General features: G+C 69.5%; 12 protein-coding genes. 10 read left to right on the top strand and 2 right to left on the bottom strand.

Annotated features, from left to right (window positions below; translation table 11 throughout):
* Positions 1-74: 74 nt before the first annotated feature.
* Entirely contained in the window at positions 75-1,445 is a 1,371-nt protein-coding gene (locus tag RWS82_RS14380) for a glucose-6-phosphate dehydrogenase (protein WP_314651432.1), read from the bottom strand.
* A 46-nt stretch (positions 1,446-1,491) separates the two neighbouring features.
* On the opposite strand from RWS82_RS14380, the gene RWS82_RS14375 reads away from it, so the two are divergent.
* The 3 genes from RWS82_RS14375 to rplL all read left to right on the top strand — a co-directional run bounded on the left by RWS82_RS14375 (position 1,492) and on the right by rplL (position 4,452).
* Complete coding sequence (locus RWS82_RS14375) at positions 1,492-3,282, top strand: glycoside hydrolase family 15 protein (RefSeq protein WP_314651429.1); 1,791 nt, start codon at positions 1,492-1,494, stop codon at positions 3,280-3,282.
* Between the two features lie 249 nt (positions 3,283-3,531).
* Entirely contained in the window at positions 3,532-4,020 is a 489-nt protein-coding gene (gene rplJ, locus RWS82_RS14370) for a 50S ribosomal protein L10 (protein ID WP_314651428.1), read from the top strand.
* 48 nt (positions 4,021-4,068) lie between these two features.
* Positions 4,069-4,452 (top strand): 50S ribosomal protein L7/L12, encoded by a 384-nt coding sequence (rplL, locus tag RWS82_RS14365; protein WP_314651426.1) that lies wholly within the window; start codon positions 4,069-4,071, stop codon positions 4,450-4,452.
* 115 nt (positions 4,453-4,567) lie between these two features.
* Here the strand turns inward: rplL and RWS82_RS14360 are convergent, their stop codons facing one another.
* On the bottom strand, positions 4,568-5,572 hold the full coding sequence (locus RWS82_RS14360) for a LacI family DNA-binding transcriptional regulator (protein ID WP_314651424.1): 1,005 nt from the start codon (positions 5,570-5,572) through the stop codon (positions 4,568-4,570).
* Positions 5,573-5,854: 282 nt separating this feature from the next.
* Between RWS82_RS14360 and RWS82_RS14355 the strand changes: the two genes are divergently transcribed.
* The 7 genes from RWS82_RS14355 (at position 5,855) to RWS82_RS14325 (ending at position 14,583) form a co-directional block, all read left to right on the top strand.
* Positions 5,855-7,186 (top strand): extracellular solute-binding protein, encoded by a 1,332-nt coding sequence (locus RWS82_RS14355; protein ID WP_314651421.1) that lies wholly within the window; start codon positions 5,855-5,857, stop codon positions 7,184-7,186.
* A 109-nt stretch (positions 7,187-7,295) separates the two neighbouring features.
* Complete coding sequence (locus RWS82_RS14350; RefSeq protein WP_314651419.1) at positions 7,296-8,636, top strand: sugar ABC transporter permease; 1,341 nt, start codon at positions 7,296-7,298, stop codon at positions 8,634-8,636.
* Positions 8,636-9,604 (top strand): carbohydrate ABC transporter permease, encoded by a 969-nt coding sequence (locus RWS82_RS14345; protein WP_314651417.1) that lies wholly within the window; start codon positions 8,636-8,638, stop codon positions 9,602-9,604. The genes RWS82_RS14350 and RWS82_RS14345 overlap by 1 nt, the downstream gene beginning before the upstream one ends.
* A gap of 91 nt (positions 9,605-9,695) precedes the next feature.
* Complete coding sequence (locus RWS82_RS14340; RefSeq protein WP_314651413.1) at positions 9,696-11,072, top strand: cystathionine beta-synthase; 1,377 nt, start codon at positions 9,696-9,698, stop codon at positions 11,070-11,072.
* Between the two features lie 96 nt (positions 11,073-11,168).
* The gene (locus RWS82_RS14335; protein ID WP_314651410.1) at positions 11,169-12,323 is read left to right on the top strand and encodes a cystathionine gamma-synthase; all 1,155 of its coding nucleotides are present in this window, start codon (positions 11,169-11,171) and stop codon (positions 12,321-12,323) included.
* 156 nt (positions 12,324-12,479) lie between these two features.
* Positions 12,480-13,865, top strand: coding sequence for a multidrug effflux MFS transporter (locus RWS82_RS14330; protein WP_314651407.1), 1,386 nt, complete (start codon positions 12,480-12,482; stop codon positions 13,863-13,865).
* Positions 13,866-13,935: 70 nt separating this feature from the next.
* Entirely contained in the window at positions 13,936-14,583 is a 648-nt protein-coding gene (locus RWS82_RS14325) for a phosphatase PAP2 family protein (RefSeq protein ID WP_314651403.1), read from the top strand.
* Positions 14,584-14,592 lie beyond the last annotated feature (9 nt).

Genomic DNA, 14,592 nt, shown 5'->3' with positions numbered 1-14,592 from the left:
CGCCGGGGCGGATCGGCTCAGTGGCCGAACGGCGCCGCCCCGCGGCTGTGCGATCGCGCCCCGCGGTTGTGCGATCACGCCTCGGGGCCGTGCGACCACGCCTCGGGGCCATGCGACCCGGCGACGTACTCGTCGAGGGTCACGTCGCCGTTCTTCCATGCGTCGAGGATCGGCGCGACGATCCGCCAACTCTCCTCGGCCGCGTCGCCCCGCACCGAGAGCATCGGGTCGGCGTCGAGCACGCCGGAGAGCACCTCGGCGTAGGCGCGCAGCGCGCCCTCGCCGAGTTCGGCCGTGAGCGTCGCCCGCTCCAGCTCGAACGCGTCGTCGCCGCCGTTCACGTTCATCTCGAGCGACATGCGGTCGGGGCCGAGCGAGAATCGCAGCACCGCGCCGTCTGCCGAGCCGGTGAGCCCGGTCGGCACGTGCCGCACGGGCCGGAACCGCACGACGACCTCCTTCGCCGGGGTGCCGATCGCCTTGCCCGACCGCAGCGTGAACGGCACGCCGGCCCAGCGGGCGTTGCGCACCTCGAAGGTCGCCTGCGCGAGGGTCTCGGTGAGTCGCGCGGGGTCGATGCCGGGCTCGTCGGCGTACGACGGCTTGTCGGTGCCGCCCACGGTCCCGGCCGTGTAGCGCGCGCGATGCGATGCTGCGGCGGGGTCGTCGCCCCAGACGTACGTGGCGCGCAGCACCGCCGAGGTCGCCGCGCGGAAGTCGACGTGACCGAGAGTGGTGGGCTGCTCCATCGCGACGACCGCGAGCACCTGCAGCAGGTGGCTCTGGATCATGTCGACGAGAGCGCCAGCCGCGTCGTAGTACCCCGCTCGCCCCTCGAGCCCGAGTTCCTCGTCGTAGACGATCTCGACCGACGCCACGTGCTCGGCCGACCACAGCGGTTCGAGCAGCCGGTTCGCGAAGCGCGCACCGAGCAGGTTCAGCGTCGTCGAGCGCCCGAGGAAGTGGTCGACGCGGAACACCTGGCTCTCGGGCACGAGGGCCGTCAGGGTGAGGTTCAGTGCGCGGGCGCTCTCCTCGTCGACGCCGAACGGCTTCTCCATCACGAGCACGGCACCCTCGGGGAGCATGTCGGGCGTGAGCGCAGCGATGGTGGCGACGGCGACCGACGGGGGCACGGCGAAGTACAGCGCGACCCGGCCCGTGCAGTCATGGAGGAGCGCCCGCAGTTCGTCCGGCTGCGTGATGTCGGTGCGCCGGTAGGCGACCTCGACCTCGCTCGTCGCCGCGCCGGCGCCCGTCGTGGCGAACGCGGTCTCGACGACCTGACGCAGGTGGGCGTCGTCCCAGTCCTCCCGGTCGACGCCGATCACGCGCACGCGCCGCGACGGTTCCCGCGCGAGCAGCTGTCCGAGCGCGGGCAGGAGCAGTCGCGAGGCGAGATCGCCCGCCGCTCCGAAGATCACGAGAGTCGTCGCTTCGGTCATGCCCCCACCGTAGCCGCGGTCGACGGCGGCGTGCGAGACTCGGGCGATGCCGTCTCCGATCGAGGACTACGCCCTGTTGAGCGACTGCCGCACGGGTGCGCTGGTGTCGCGCGAGGGCAGTGTCGACTGGCTCTGCCTGCCGCGCTTCGACGCCCCCTCGGTCTTCGGCGCGCTGCTGGGCGAGCCTGCGAACGGCCGCTGGAGCCTGCGCCCCCGAGGTGCTGCGACGGTGGTCGACCGGCACTACCTCCCCGACACGTTCATCCTCGTCACGCGTTGGCAGACCGACACCGGCGTCGCCGAGGTGCACGAGATGCTCGCCCTGCACCGGCATCGCAGCGACCTCGTTCGTCGGGTGGTGGGCGTCTCGGGAACGGTCGAGTTCGAGACCGAGCTGCGCCTGCACTTCGATTACTCCCGCACCCTCCCGTGGGTGCGCCAGGTGGGCACGCCGGATGCTCCGGCGCTGCGCGCCACGGCGGGCCCGGAGGCCGTGGTGGTCACCGGTGTCGCGCTCCGGGCGCGGGATCATGCGCACACGGCGACGTTCGCCGTCGATGCCGGCGCGCACCGCGACCTCGTGCTCACCCGCTTCCCGTCGTACGAGAATCCTCCCGAGCCGCTCGATGTCGAGGAGGCGTTCGCCTCGACGCGCGCCTGGTGGGAGGGGTGGGCGAGCGGCATCGCGCACGACGACGCCCATCGCGATCAGGTGGTGCGCTCGCTGCTCGTGCTCCGTGCGCTCACCAACCGCGACACGGGTGGCATCGTCGCGGCCGCGACCACCTCGCTCCCCGAGCAGTTCAGCGGATCGCGCAACTGGGACTACCGCTTCGTCTGGCTGCGCGACGCGTCGCTCACGCTGGAGGTGCTGATCACCCACGGGTATCTGCAGGAGGCGCATCACTGGCGTCAGTGGCTGCTGCGCGCGATCGCCGGCGAGCCGCACGAGGTGCAGATCATGTACGGCATCGCGGGGGAACGCGACCTGCCGGAACGCGAGCTGGTCGACCTCCCCGGCTACGGCGGTGCGCAGCCGGTGCGCATCGGCAACGCCGCGGTCACCCAGTACCAGGGCGACGTGATCGGCGAGGTGCTGGTGGCCCTCGAACAGGCGCGGCTGGCGGGGGTGGAGGAGGGCGACTTCTCGTGGCCCTTGCAACGGGCGCTGATCGGTCGCGTGCTCGACGACCTCGATCGCCCCGACAACGGCATCTGGGAGATCCGCGGCGAGCCGCGGTGGTTCACCCATTCGCGGGTCATGATGTGGGCGGCGTTCGACCGCGGGGTCCGCGCGGTGCGGGAGCACGGCCTGCCCGGCGACGCGGATCGCTGGGAGCGGGCTCGCGACGAGCTCCGGGCGGAGATCGAGGAGCGCGGGGTGAGCGGCGACGGCCACTTCGTGCAGCACTACGACTCGACCGAGGTCGACGCCTCGCTGCTGGTGCTCCCGCAGGTCGGCTTCTGCGCCGCCGACGACCCGCGGATGCTCCGCACGGTGCAGCGCATGGAGGAGACGCTCCTCCGCGACGGCTTCCTGCTGCGGTACCGCACGGCGTCGGGGGTCGACGGCCTGCCGGGCGACGAGCATCCGTTCCTCGCCTGCAGCTTTTGGCTGGTGGAGCAGTACGCGGCGAGTGGCCGCATGGCCGACGCCCACGCCCTGATGGATCGACTGATGGCCGTTCCCAACGAGGTGGGCCTGATGTCGGAAGAGTACGACGCGGGAGAGCGCCGACATGTCGGCAACACCCCGCAGGCCCTGTCGCACCTCGCACTCATCCGCGCCGCCGACGCACTCGCCGGACACAGCGGCCGCGCCGCGCATCGGCGGTGAGCCCGTCGGGGTCGGCTGGATTTGGGTGGGGCAGCACCGGTGGGGTATGCTCGTCTCAACCGAAGACCGCTGGTCATCGTCATGCGTGCGAACGCGAGGCGATCGAAGCTCTGCATCGCAGGGGCCCGCGCAGGACACGAACTTTCTGAGCTCCGTGCGCTTGCGCCGGAGCTTTTCTGTTTTTCGCAGGGGGGTCCGAGGCCGGCGCCCCACCACCGTGCGGCGCCACGTACACACCAAGGAGTGACCATGGCGCAGAAGGATGCATCGGTCGCCGAGCTCACGAAGTCATTCGAGAACTCGTCCGCCGTCCTGCTGACCGAGTACCGCGGTCTGACGGTTGCCCAGCTCAAGGAGCTGCGCAACAGCATCCGTCAGGACGCCGAGTACGCCGTGGTGAAGAACACGCTGACCCGGATCGCCGCCAACAAGGCGGGCATCACGGCCCTGGACGACGACCTCAAGGGTCCGTCGGCCGTGGCTTTCGTGCACGGTGACTTCGTCGCCACCGCCAAGGCTCTGCGTGACTTCGCCAAGGCCAACCCGCTTCTCGTGATCAAGGCCGGCATCTTCGAGGGCAACCCCCTCACCGCCGACGAGGTCGACAAGTACGCCTCGCTCGAGAGCCGCGAGGTTCTGCTGGCGAAGGCTGCGGGCATGATGAAGGCGACGATGGGCAAGGCTGCCGCCACCATCGACGCGCTTCGCGAAAAGCTCGAGACCGCCGACGCCGCGTAAGCAGCACGCGTTCTCGTTACACAAACCCCATCTATTAGGAGAAACATCATGGCGAAGCTTTCCACCGAGGAGCTGCTGGAGCAGTTCGCGGGCCTCACCCTCGTCGAGCTCAGCGAGTTCGTGAAGGCGTTCGAGGAGAAGTTCGACGTCACCGCTGCCGCCCCCGTCGCCGTTGCCGGCGCTGCGGGTGGCGCTGGCGACGCTGCGGCCGAGGAGGAGAAGGACTCGTTCGACGTCATCCTCGAGGCTGCCGGCGACAAGAAGATCCAGGTCATCAAGGCTGTCCGCGAGCTCACCTCGCTCGGCCTCGGCGAGGCCAAGGCCGTCGTCGACGGTGCTCCCAAGGCTGTCCTCGAGGGCGCCAACAAGGAGACCGCCGAGAAGGCCAAGGCGACCCTCGAAGAGGCAGGCGCCACGGTTACCCTCAAGTAATCGGGTTCGGGCGGAGCGCGCTCCGTCCTGCGTCTGACGCGACCTTCATGAATGCCCCGGCTCCGGCCGGGGCATTCGTGCGTCCGGAGGCGAGTGTGCGGGGAGCGGTCCGCGCTCAGCGCGGCGCGGCGGTCGAGCTGCGCACGACCAGGGCGGATGCCGCGGCCAGATGCGTCTCGGGAAGGTCGGGGTCGTCCATCCGCTCGACGAGCAGTCGCACGGCGTCGTGCCCCTGGTCGCGTGGCGACTGTCGGATGGTGGTCAGGGCGAAGAGCTCGGCATGCTCGTGGTCGTCGATGCCGACGACGCTGAGCTCGGTGGGCACGGCGATGCCCAGACGTCGTGCGGCGATGATCGTGCCGATCGCGGCCTCGTCGCAGACGGCGACGACGGCGGTCGGGCGCCGTCGCCGGTCGGCGAGCAGCCCGACGGCGGCCGAGTATCCCGCCGAGAGCGTCGGGGCCGACCCGGCCACCCTGGCGTGATCGGCGAGACCCGCGGTGCCCAGGGCGGCGAGGTATCCGTCGATGCGACGTTCGTCGCCCACGCTCAAGGTGCCCGCATCCGTCGTCCCGCCCACGAAGGCGATGTCGCTGTGCCCGAGGTCGATGAGGTGCTCGGTCGCGATGCGGGCCGCCGCCACGTCGTCGATCGACACGGCGCTGGTGCCGTCGCTGTACGGGCCTACGCCCACGAGGGGGCGGCCGGAGCGTTGCAGGCGCTCGAGTTCATGGGCGCTGGGCTGGATGCCCACGGCGATGATGCCGTCGAAGCGGCGTCGGGGGAGGATGCTCTCGAACAGGCGCTCGCGCGTGTCCGACCCCTCGGGGATGCCGTACAGCGACAGGTCGTAGTCGAGGGCGAACAGGGAGTCCTGGATGCCGGCGAGCAGCTCGGCGAAGAACCAGCGGTCGACCGGCGGCATCACCACGCCGACGGTCTGGGTGCGACCGGTGGCGAGGCTCGTCGCCGACGAGTGCGCGACGTACGCCAATTCGCGGGCGGCGTCGGCCACGCGCGTGCGCGTCTCCTCGGAGACGTATCCCCGCCCCGACAGGGCTCGGCTCGCGGTCGCCTTCGAGACGCCGGCGCGCGCCGCGACGTCGGCGATCTTGCTCATCGGTCCTCCTCGACCAGACCATGCACGGCGTGCCGTCGTCGGCGCACGCCCAGAACCGAGCGTAGTGCGTCGGACCGGCGGAAGGGAACCGGTTCCACACCGCCGGAATGAGAGCGCTCCCATCGTGCACGCCGATATGCCAGCAAAGGTTGCGATCTTGTGACCTTCCCCAGTTGTCGCGCGGACGAAAAGGCGAGTAGGTTGGCCTGGAATCGGTTCCCCAATGGTTGCGGCGATTGCTCCCTTGGGCGGACGGATGATCCACCTGAAGAGGAGAAGTACATGGCTTTGTCACAGCGATACCGCCTGCTCGCCCCAATCGCGCTCGTCGGAGTCGCGTCCCTGGCTCTCGCCGGCTGCGCCGAAGGCGGCAGTGGCGGCGAAGGCGGCAGCGGAGACACGAAGGACACCGTCCGCATCTCGGGCGGTATCACGGGCGTCGAGGCTGACGACCTGAACGCGTCGTTCGAGCAGTTCACCAAGGACACCGGTATCAAGGTCGAGTACACCGGTGACAAGGGCTTCGAGGGCAACATCGTCACGAAGGTGACCGGTGGCGACGCCCCCGACATCGCGATCGTCCCGCAGCCGGGTCTGCTCAAGACCCTGGTCGACACGGGCAAGGTCATGGAGGCCCCCGAGGCCGTCGAGAAGGCCGTCGACGAGAACTGGTCCGAGGACTGGAAGAAGTACGGCACGTTCGACGACACGTTCTACGCCGCACCGATGCTCGCGAACCTCAAGGGCTACGTCTGGTACTCGCCGAAGCAGTTCGCCGAGTGGGGCGTCGAGGTCCCGAAGACGTGGGACGAGATGATCACCCTCACCGACACCATCGTCGAGAAGACGGGCGGCCCGGCCTGGTGCGCCGGCTTCTCGTCCGAGGCGGCATCCGGCTGGCCCGGCACCGACTGGATCGAGGACCTCGTGCTCCGTCAGTCCGGCCCCGAGGTCTACGACGACTGGGTGGCCGGTGACGTGAAGTTCACCGACCCCGAGATCAAGGAGGCGTTCGACGCCGTCGGCGAGATCCTGCTCAACCCGGAGTACGTCAACGCGGGCTACGGCGACGTCAAGAGCATCAACTCCACCGCTTTCGGTGACGTGGCCTCGGCCGTCGCCTCCGGCAAGTGCGCGCTGACCCACCAGGCGTCGTTCCTCTCGGCGAACTTCCTCGACACCACGACCGCCGAGGGCAACGTCCCCGAGGTCGCTCCCGAGGGCGACGTCTACGCGTTCCTCATGCCGGGCGAGACCGCCGGTGAACTGCAGGTCGAGGGTGGCGGCGAGTTCGTCGCGGCCTTCTCCGACGACGACGCCACGCAGCAGGTGCTCGAGTTCATGGCCTCGCCGGAGTTCGCCGACGCCCGCGTCGAGCTGGGCGGCGTGATCTCCGCCAACAAGAACGCCGACGCGAGCCTCGGCTCGAGCGAGTTCCTGCAGGAGGCCATGGAGATCATGCAGGACGAGACGACGACGTTCCGCTTCGACGCCTCCGACCTGATGCCGGCCACCGTCGGCTCGGGCTCCTTCTGGAAGGGAATGGTCGACTGGATCGACGGCAAGGACACCGACACGGTGCTCTCCGACATCCAGGCCGGCTACGAGAACTGATCGTTCCGATACGATCAGCTCGAGCTGAGCGGGGTCGGGCTCTGAGCCCGGCCCCGCTCCTCCCATCCGCACCGCCCGAGTACGCCGCAGTACTCAGAAGGGGACACCCATGTCGCACGCGACCGTCGAGAAGCCCGTCGAGGCCGACGCTCCTCCGGTGACGACGCACGGCACCGACGCGAAGGGGCGGGCGGTCACCCGCACGGTCCTCGCGGTCGGTTTCGTCGTGCTCGTCGCCCTCGCCCTCCTCCTCGTCTTCACCACGTCGACCGAGGAATCCGCCCGCACCACCATCGGGTTCTCGCTCAACAGCTTCTTCCTCTGGCTCGGCGCGATGCATCCGCTCGTGCAGATCCCCGCCGTCCTCGCCGTCTTCGGCGTGGTGGTCGCGATCATCCTGGTGCTCATCGAGTTCGCACCCCGCCCCGGCCGCGGCTACTTCATCATGCGGCTCGTTGCCTGCCTGGTCATCCCGGTGCTGGCGTTCATGCTGCTGCGGCCCTACCAGAACGCCGTGCTCTACGTCGTGGCGATCGCGCTGCTCGTGGGTGCGCTGCTGTTCTTCGCCGACTTCCGCGCCCGTCAGGGCGCCGGGTACCTGTTCCAGCTCGTGCTGTTCATGGCCCCCGCGTCGATCATGCTGATCCTCGGCCTGATCTACCCGGCGATCTCGACGATCTTCAAGTCGTTCTTCAACAAGACCGGTGACGAGTTCGTCGGGCTGGAGAACTACATCTGGGTGTTCACGAACCCCGTCGGCTCGTCGTCGGTCATCAACACGATCATCTGGGCGCTGCTCGCCCCCGTGATCTCCGTGGTCATCGGCCTCGCCTACGCCGTGTTCATCGACCGGGCCCGCGGCGAGAAGTTCCTCAAGGTGCTCGTGTTCATGCCCGTCGCGATCTCGTTCGTCGGCGCCGGCATCATCTGGAAGTTCATGTACGACGCTCGCCAGGGCGACCAGATCGGTCTGCTCAACGCCATCGTCACCGCGTTCGGCGGCGACCCGGTGCAGTGGCTGGCCATCAAGCCGATCCTCAACACCCTCATGCTGCTCGTCGTGTTCATCTGGACCCAGACCGGCTTCGCGATGGTGATCCTCTCCGCCGCGATCAAGGCCGTGCCGATCGAGCAGATGGAGGCCGCCGAGCTCGACGGCACGAACGCCTGGCAGCGGTTCCGCAACGTCACCGTCCCCGGCATCCGCTCCTCGCTGATCGTGGTGCTCACGACGATCACCATCGCCTCGCTGAAGGTGTACGACATCGTGGCCGTGATGACCGGTGGTCGCGACGAGACCACCGTGCTCGGCTTCGAGATGGTCAACCAGCAGCAGCGGTTCCAGAGTTACGGGCACTCCTCGGCGCTCGCCGTGGTGCTGTTCCTGTTCGTGCTGCCGCTGATCGTCTACAACGCCCGTTCGATGGCCAAGCAGAGGGAGATCCGCTGATGAGTGCAACGCAGGCCGTCGTGGCCGACAACCGCACCAAGCGCCAGGTCGAGCGGGACACGCGCAAGAACGAGGCCATCGCCCAGAAGAAGCTGACGTCGAAGGGCGCGACGATCGCGGCCGCCGTCATCGCCCTGTTCTGGACGATCCCGACCTTCGGGCTCTTCGTCACGTCGTTCCGTCCGGGCGCCGACACCCAGAACAGCGGATGGTGGACCGTCTTCACCAACCCCGAGTTCACGTTCGACAACTACGTGCAGGCGTGGAACTCGGGCGGCACGTCGACCACCCTCGCCACCGCGTTCGTGAACTCCCTGGCGATCACGATCCCGGCGACGGTCTTCCCGATCGTGATGGCGGCGCTCGCCGCCTACGCGTTCGCGTGGATCGACTTCAAGGGTCGCAACATGCTGTTCATCTTCGTGTTCGCGCTGCAGATCGTGCCCCTGCAGATGGCTCTCGTGCCGCTGCTGAGCCTGTTCTCCGACGGACTGTCGATCAACGATGTGCCGATCTTCCCCGGCTTCGGGCTGAACGAGGTGCAGTACAGCTTCGCGCGCGTCTGGATCGCCCACGCGATCTTCGCCCTGCCGCTCGCGACCTTCATGCTGCACAACTTCATCTCGGAGATCCCCGGCGAGATCATCGAGGCGGCCCGCGTCGACGGCGCCGGCCACGGCCAGGTGTTCTTCCGGATCATCCTGCCGCTGGCCGCCCCGGCCATCGCCTCGTTCGCGATCTTCCAGTTCCTGTGGGTGTGGAACGACCTGCTGGTCGCGACGATCTTCGCCTCGCCCGGCGCCCTGCCGATCACCCAGGCGCTCAACTCGCTGTCGGGCACCTGGGGCAACAAGTGGTTCCTGCAGTCGGCGGGTACCTTCATCTCGATCATCATCCCGCTGATCGTGTTCTTCGCCCTGCAGCGCTTCTTCGTGCGCGGCCTCCTGGCGGGCGCCACGAAGGGCTGACACCCGTCCGGTCCCGAGGGGGACGGAGGGACGGCGGATGCCGCGGCGCAACAGTCCTGCGCCGCGGCATCCGTCGTTCTACGCTGAGGTCATGAAGTACGCGGATTCGATCGTCGACCTCGTCGGTGACACGCCCCTGGTCAAGCTGCAGCACGTGACCGAGGGCGTCGCCTGCACCGTGCTGGTCAAACTCGAGTACTTCAACCCCGGCGGTTCGGCGAAGGACCGCATCGCGTCGCGCATCATCGACGCCGCCGAGGCGGCCGGTCAGCTGCAGCCCGGGGGCACGATCGTCGAGCCGACCAGCGGCAACACCGGCGTCGGCCTCGCCCTGGTCGCCCAGCAGCGCGGCTACGCCTGCGTGTTCGTCGTGCCCGACAAGGTCGGCGACGACAAGATCGACGTGCTCCGCGCGTACGGGGCCGAGGTGGTGGTGACGCCGACCTCGGTCGCGGCTGACAGCCCGGAGTCGTACTACAGCGTCAGCGACCGTCTCGCGCGCGAGATCCCCGGGGCGTTCAAGCCCAACCAGTACGAGAACCCGAACGGCCCGCGCAGCCACTATGAGACCACGGGGCCCGAGATCTGGCGCGACACCGACGGTCGCGTCACGCATTTCGTCGCCGGTGTCGGGACCGGCGGGACGATCACCGGCACGGGGCGCTACCTGCGCGAGGTGTCGGACGACGGAGTGCGCATCGTGGGCGTCGACCCCGAGGGCAGCGTCTACAGCGGCGGCACCGGGCGGCCGTACCTCGTCGAGGGCGTCGGCGAGGACATCTGGCCGGGGTCGTACGACCCGAGCGTGCCGCACGAGATCGTCGCCGTGAGCGACGCCGAGGCGTTCGCCATGACGCGCCGGCTGGCGCGCGAGGAGGGCATCCTCGTGGGCGGGTCGAGCGGCATGGCCGTCGTCGGGGCGCTGCGGGTCGCGAAAGACCTCCCCGCGGATGCCGTGATGGTCGTGCTGCTGCCCGACGGCGGCCGCGGCTACCTCGGCAAGATCTTCAACGACGGCTGGATGCGCTCCTACGGGTTCAGCGACGTCGAGGACGGGGAGACCGTCGCGGACGTGCTCTCCGCCCGGCTCGCGCGTCAGGGCGACAGCATCCCCGACCTCGTGCACGCACATCCGACCGACACCGTGCTCGAGGCGATCGGCATGATGACCGAGTACGAGGTGTCGCAGCTGGTCGTGCTCAGTGCCGAACCGCCGGTGATGATGGGCGAGGTCGTCGGCACGGTCGACGAGAAGGGCCTGCTCGACCTGCTCTTCCGTGGTGACGCGGCACCGGCCGACGCGGTCGGCGACCACGTGGGGGAGCGGCTGCCGCTCATCGGCATCCATGCATCCGTCGCCGACGCCCGCGCCGCGCTCGCCGATGCCGACGCGCTGCTCGTGACCGACGGGGGCAAGCCGCACACGGTGCTCACGCGCCAGGATCTGCTGGCGTACCTCTCGCGCTGAGCATCCGGGTCGCGCGCCGGCGGACGGCGCGGCGGGTGCGTCGCAGGGCGTAACAGGGCGGGCCGTCGCGCGCGGTACGGACGTAGGCTGAAAGGCATGTCCGAGCACTCCTTCGCCACCCGCGCCATCCACGCCGGTCAGGACCCCGACCCCCGCACCGGAGCGATCATCCCGCCCATCTACCAGGCGTCGACGCACGTGCAGGACGGCATCGGCGGCTTCCGCGAGGGCTACGAGTACAACCGCGCGGGCAACCCCACGCGGTCGTCGCTCGAGACCCAGCTCGCCGCCCTCGAAGGCGGAGCGGCGGCGCTGTCGTTCGCCTCCGGTCTCGCGGCCGAGGATGCGCTGCTGCGCGGCATCCTGAAGCCCGGCGATCACGTGCTGCTCGGCAACGACGTCTACGGCGGCACCTACCGACTGCTCACCCGCGTGCTCGCGCCGTGGGGCATCGACACCACGACCGTCGAGCTCGGCGACCTCGACCAGGTGCGGGCCGCCATCCGCCCCGAGACCAAGATCGTCTGGCTCGAGACGCCCAGCAACCCCCTGCTCAAGATCGTCGACATCGCCGTGATCGCCGAGGTCGCGCACGCGGCGGGTGCCATCGTGGTCGTCGACAACACGTTCGCCTCGCCGGCGCTGCAGCAGCCCCTCGCGCTCGGCGCCGACCTCGTCGTGCACTCCACCACCAAGTACCTCGGCGGGCACTCCGACGTGCTCGGCGGGGCCGTGGTGTTCGGCGACGACCGGTTCGTCGAGGCCGTGAAGTTCCAGCAGTTCGCCGTGGGGGCCGTCTCGGCGCCGCTCGACGCCTGGCTCACGACCCGCGGCATCAAGACGCTCGCGGTGCGGGTGCGCCAGCACTCCGAGAACGCGCAGGCCATCGCCGAGTGGGCGCAGGGTCGCCCGGAGTTCGAGCGGGTGTATTACCCGGGTCTCGCATCGCACCCCGGCCACGACATCGCCGCGCGGCAGATGAGCGGGTTCGGGGGCATGCTCTCGCTCGCGCTCTCGGCAGGACCGGAGGCGGCGAAGGCGTTCGCCGAGTCGACCGAGATCTTCCAGCTCGCGGAGTCGCTCGGCGGTGTCGAGTCGCTCATCGGCTACCCGCCCGACATGACCCACGCCTCGGTGCGCGGCACGGCCCTCGCGGTGCCCGAGAACGTCGTGCGTCTGTCGGTCGGCATCGAGGACGTGCGCGACCTCATCGCCGACCTCGAGCAGGGTCTCGCCCGCATCTCGGCCTGAGCCGGATCACCGAGACCCCACGTGCGCGGCGAGACACCGCAGCGCATGTGGTGTCTCGCGACAGAGGTGGTGTCTGACGGGCGGCGTCTGCGGGCCCGTAGAATGGTGGGCTGGGCCGAATCGATTCGGCCATCCGCCCCCGTTTGAAAGGCCGTCGTGCCCGACGCTCCTCGCACCGATTCCGTCCGCACGTCCACCGGAAGCATCCGCACGTCCACCGGAAGCATCCGCACTTCTACCGGAAGCATCCGTACGTCGTCGCCCACCGGGGCGATCCGTACGCTCGGGTCGAACCCGGCCACGGCGCCCGTCATGCTGCACCCCGGCGATGCGATCTCGAACGGACGCCGCGCGCTCTACATCGTGCTGCTCGGTGCGCTGACCGCGCTCGGACCCTTCACGATCGACCTCTACCTCCCGGCGTTCCCGGTGCTCGAGCAGGACTTCGAGACGACCGCCGCCGCGATCCAGCTCACCCTCACCGGCACGATGATCGGATTCGCGCTCGGGCAGCTGCTCGTCGGTCCGCTCAGCGACAAGATGGGACGCCGCGTCCCGCTGATCGCCGTCACGGCGCTGCACGTGCTCGCCAGCCTCGCCGCGGCCTTCTCGCCGACGCTCGAACTGCTCAGCGCCTCGCGCGTGCTCATGGGTATGGGCGCGGCGGCGGGTGGCGTCGTGGCCATGGCGATCGTGCGCGACCTGTTCGGCGGCCGTCGCCTCGTGGTCATGCTCTCGCGCCTCGCCCTGGTGTCGGGTGTCGCCCCGGTCGTCGCCCCGCTCATTGGTTCGTGGCTGCTCACGCTCATGCCGTGGCGCGGCATCTTCGGCGTGCTCGCGGCGTACGGCGTGGTGATGCTCGTGTCGACGCTGCTGTTCGTGCCCGAGACGCTGCCGGCCGCCCGTCGTCAGGAGCGCGGGGGAGCGACCGTCGCGCAGCGCTACCGCTCGGTGCTCTCCGACCGCGTGTTCCTCGGGGTGCTGGCGATCGGTGGCATGACGTTCTCGGGACTGTTCTCGTACCTCTCGGCCTCGCCCTTCCTGTTCCAGCAGACGCACGGACTCGACCCGCAGCAGTACGGGCTGCTCTTCGCGGTCAACTCGATCGGCGTGGTGGTCGGTGTGCAGACCGCCTCGCGCCTGGCGACCCGCTTCGGACCTCAGTGGGTGCTCGCCTTCTCGACGTCGGCGCTGCTGCTCGCCGGGGCGGCGATCGTCGTGACCGACCAGCTGGGTCTCGGGCTGTGGGGCACGATCATCCCGCTGTTCGTCTTCATGACCGCGTGCGGGTTCACCTTCCCGAACGTGCAGGTGCTCGCGCTCGACCGGCACGGCAAGGCGGCCGGCACCGCGGCATCCATCCTCGGCGCGGTCAACTTCGGTGTCGCCGGTCTCATCTCGCCGATCGTCGGATGGATCTCGCACGACGCGGGCATCACCGCGACGACGATGGCCTCGGTCATGGTCGGATGCTCCGTGATCGGGATCCTCGCCCTCTGGCTCGTGGTGCGCCCCCGCACCGTCGGGCTGCTGGCGCACTGACGCCCGCCCTTCAGCCGTAGCGCCGGGCGGGTCGGCCCCCTTCCCAGCCAGGCTCCGACAGAATGGGTCGATGAACAGGCGACTGCTCCTCGTATCGGGTCTCATCTGCCTCGTGCTCGTTCTCGGGCTCGGTGCGCTCGTGAGCATCGGCCTCGCGCATCCGTTCGTGCTCGACCAGTGGTGGAACGGCGTGGTGGTGGGGCTCCGTACCGATCCGCTGGTGGTGTTCGCGCACGCGATGGACTTCATCGGCGGGGGATGGGTGGCCGTGCTGCTCGTGCCGATCCTCGTGATCGTCGCCTTCCTCATCGCACGTCGATGGCGTTCGGCAGTGTTCGCCGCGCTCGCCTTCCTGCTCAGCGCCGGCGCCGTGCAGGCGGTGAAGCACCTCTTCGGTCGCGCCCGCCCCGAGGACATGCTGGTCGTCAGCGACTACGGCTCGTTCCCGTCGGGGCACACCGCGAACGCCGCGACCCTCGCCCTCGTGTTCGCGGTGCTGTTCCCCATGGTGTGGGTGCGCATCGTCGGGGCGATCTGGATCGTGCTCATGGCGTTGTCGCGCACCCTGCTGTCGGTGCACTGGGCCACCGACACGGTGGGCGGGGCGCTGATCGGTGCGGCGGCCGTGCCGCTGCTCGCCGCCTGGATGCTGCCGTGGGTGCGGCTGCCCGGTCGGGTCGAGCCCGCCGATAGTCTGGACGACGCACCCGCTCAGTGAGGAGTCCCC

This window comes from uncultured Microbacterium sp., from assembly GCF_963528945.1.
In the GTDB taxonomy this organism is placed as follows: Bacteria; Actinomycetota; Actinomycetes; order Actinomycetales; family Microbacteriaceae; genus Microbacterium.
The sequence above is the reverse complement of the archived record's forward strand: the minus strand, read 5'-3'. Positions and strand labels throughout refer to the sequence as shown.

Bases quoted from the DNA above. Each gene is read 5' to 3' on its own strand.
- RWS82_RS14345 (WP_314651417.1), top strand. From the start codon at position 8,636: ATGAGTGCAACGCAGGCCGTCGTGGCCGACAACCGCACCAAGCGCCAG.
- RWS82_RS14360 (WP_314651424.1), bottom strand. From the start codon at position 5,572: ATGAGCAAGATCGCCGACGTCGCGGCGCGCGCCGGCGTCTCGAAGGCG.
- RWS82_RS14380 (WP_314651432.1), bottom strand. From the start codon at position 1,445: ATGACCGAAGCGACGACTCTCGTGATCTTCGGAGCGGCGGGCGATCTC.
- rplL (WP_314651426.1), top strand. From the start codon at position 4,069: ATGGCGAAGCTTTCCACCGAGGAGCTGCTGGAGCAGTTCGCGGGCCTC.
- RWS82_RS14325 (WP_314651403.1), top strand. From the start codon at position 13,936: ATGAACAGGCGACTGCTCCTCGTATCGGGTCTCATCTGCCTCGTGCTC.
- RWS82_RS14355 (WP_314651421.1), top strand. From the start codon at position 5,855: ATGGCTTTGTCACAGCGATACCGCCTGCTCGCCCCAATCGCGCTCGTC.
- rplJ (WP_314651428.1), top strand. From the start codon at position 3,532: ATGGCGCAGAAGGATGCATCGGTCGCCGAGCTCACGAAGTCATTCGAG.
- RWS82_RS14375 (WP_314651429.1), top strand. From the start codon at position 1,492: ATGCCGTCTCCGATCGAGGACTACGCCCTGTTGAGCGACTGCCGCACG.
- RWS82_RS14335 (WP_314651410.1), top strand. From the start codon at position 11,169: ATGTCCGAGCACTCCTTCGCCACCCGCGCCATCCACGCCGGTCAGGAC.
- RWS82_RS14350 (WP_314651419.1), top strand. From the start codon at position 7,296: ATGTCGCACGCGACCGTCGAGAAGCCCGTCGAGGCCGACGCTCCTCCG.
- RWS82_RS14340 (WP_314651413.1), top strand. From the start codon at position 9,696: ATGAAGTACGCGGATTCGATCGTCGACCTCGTCGGTGACACGCCCCTG.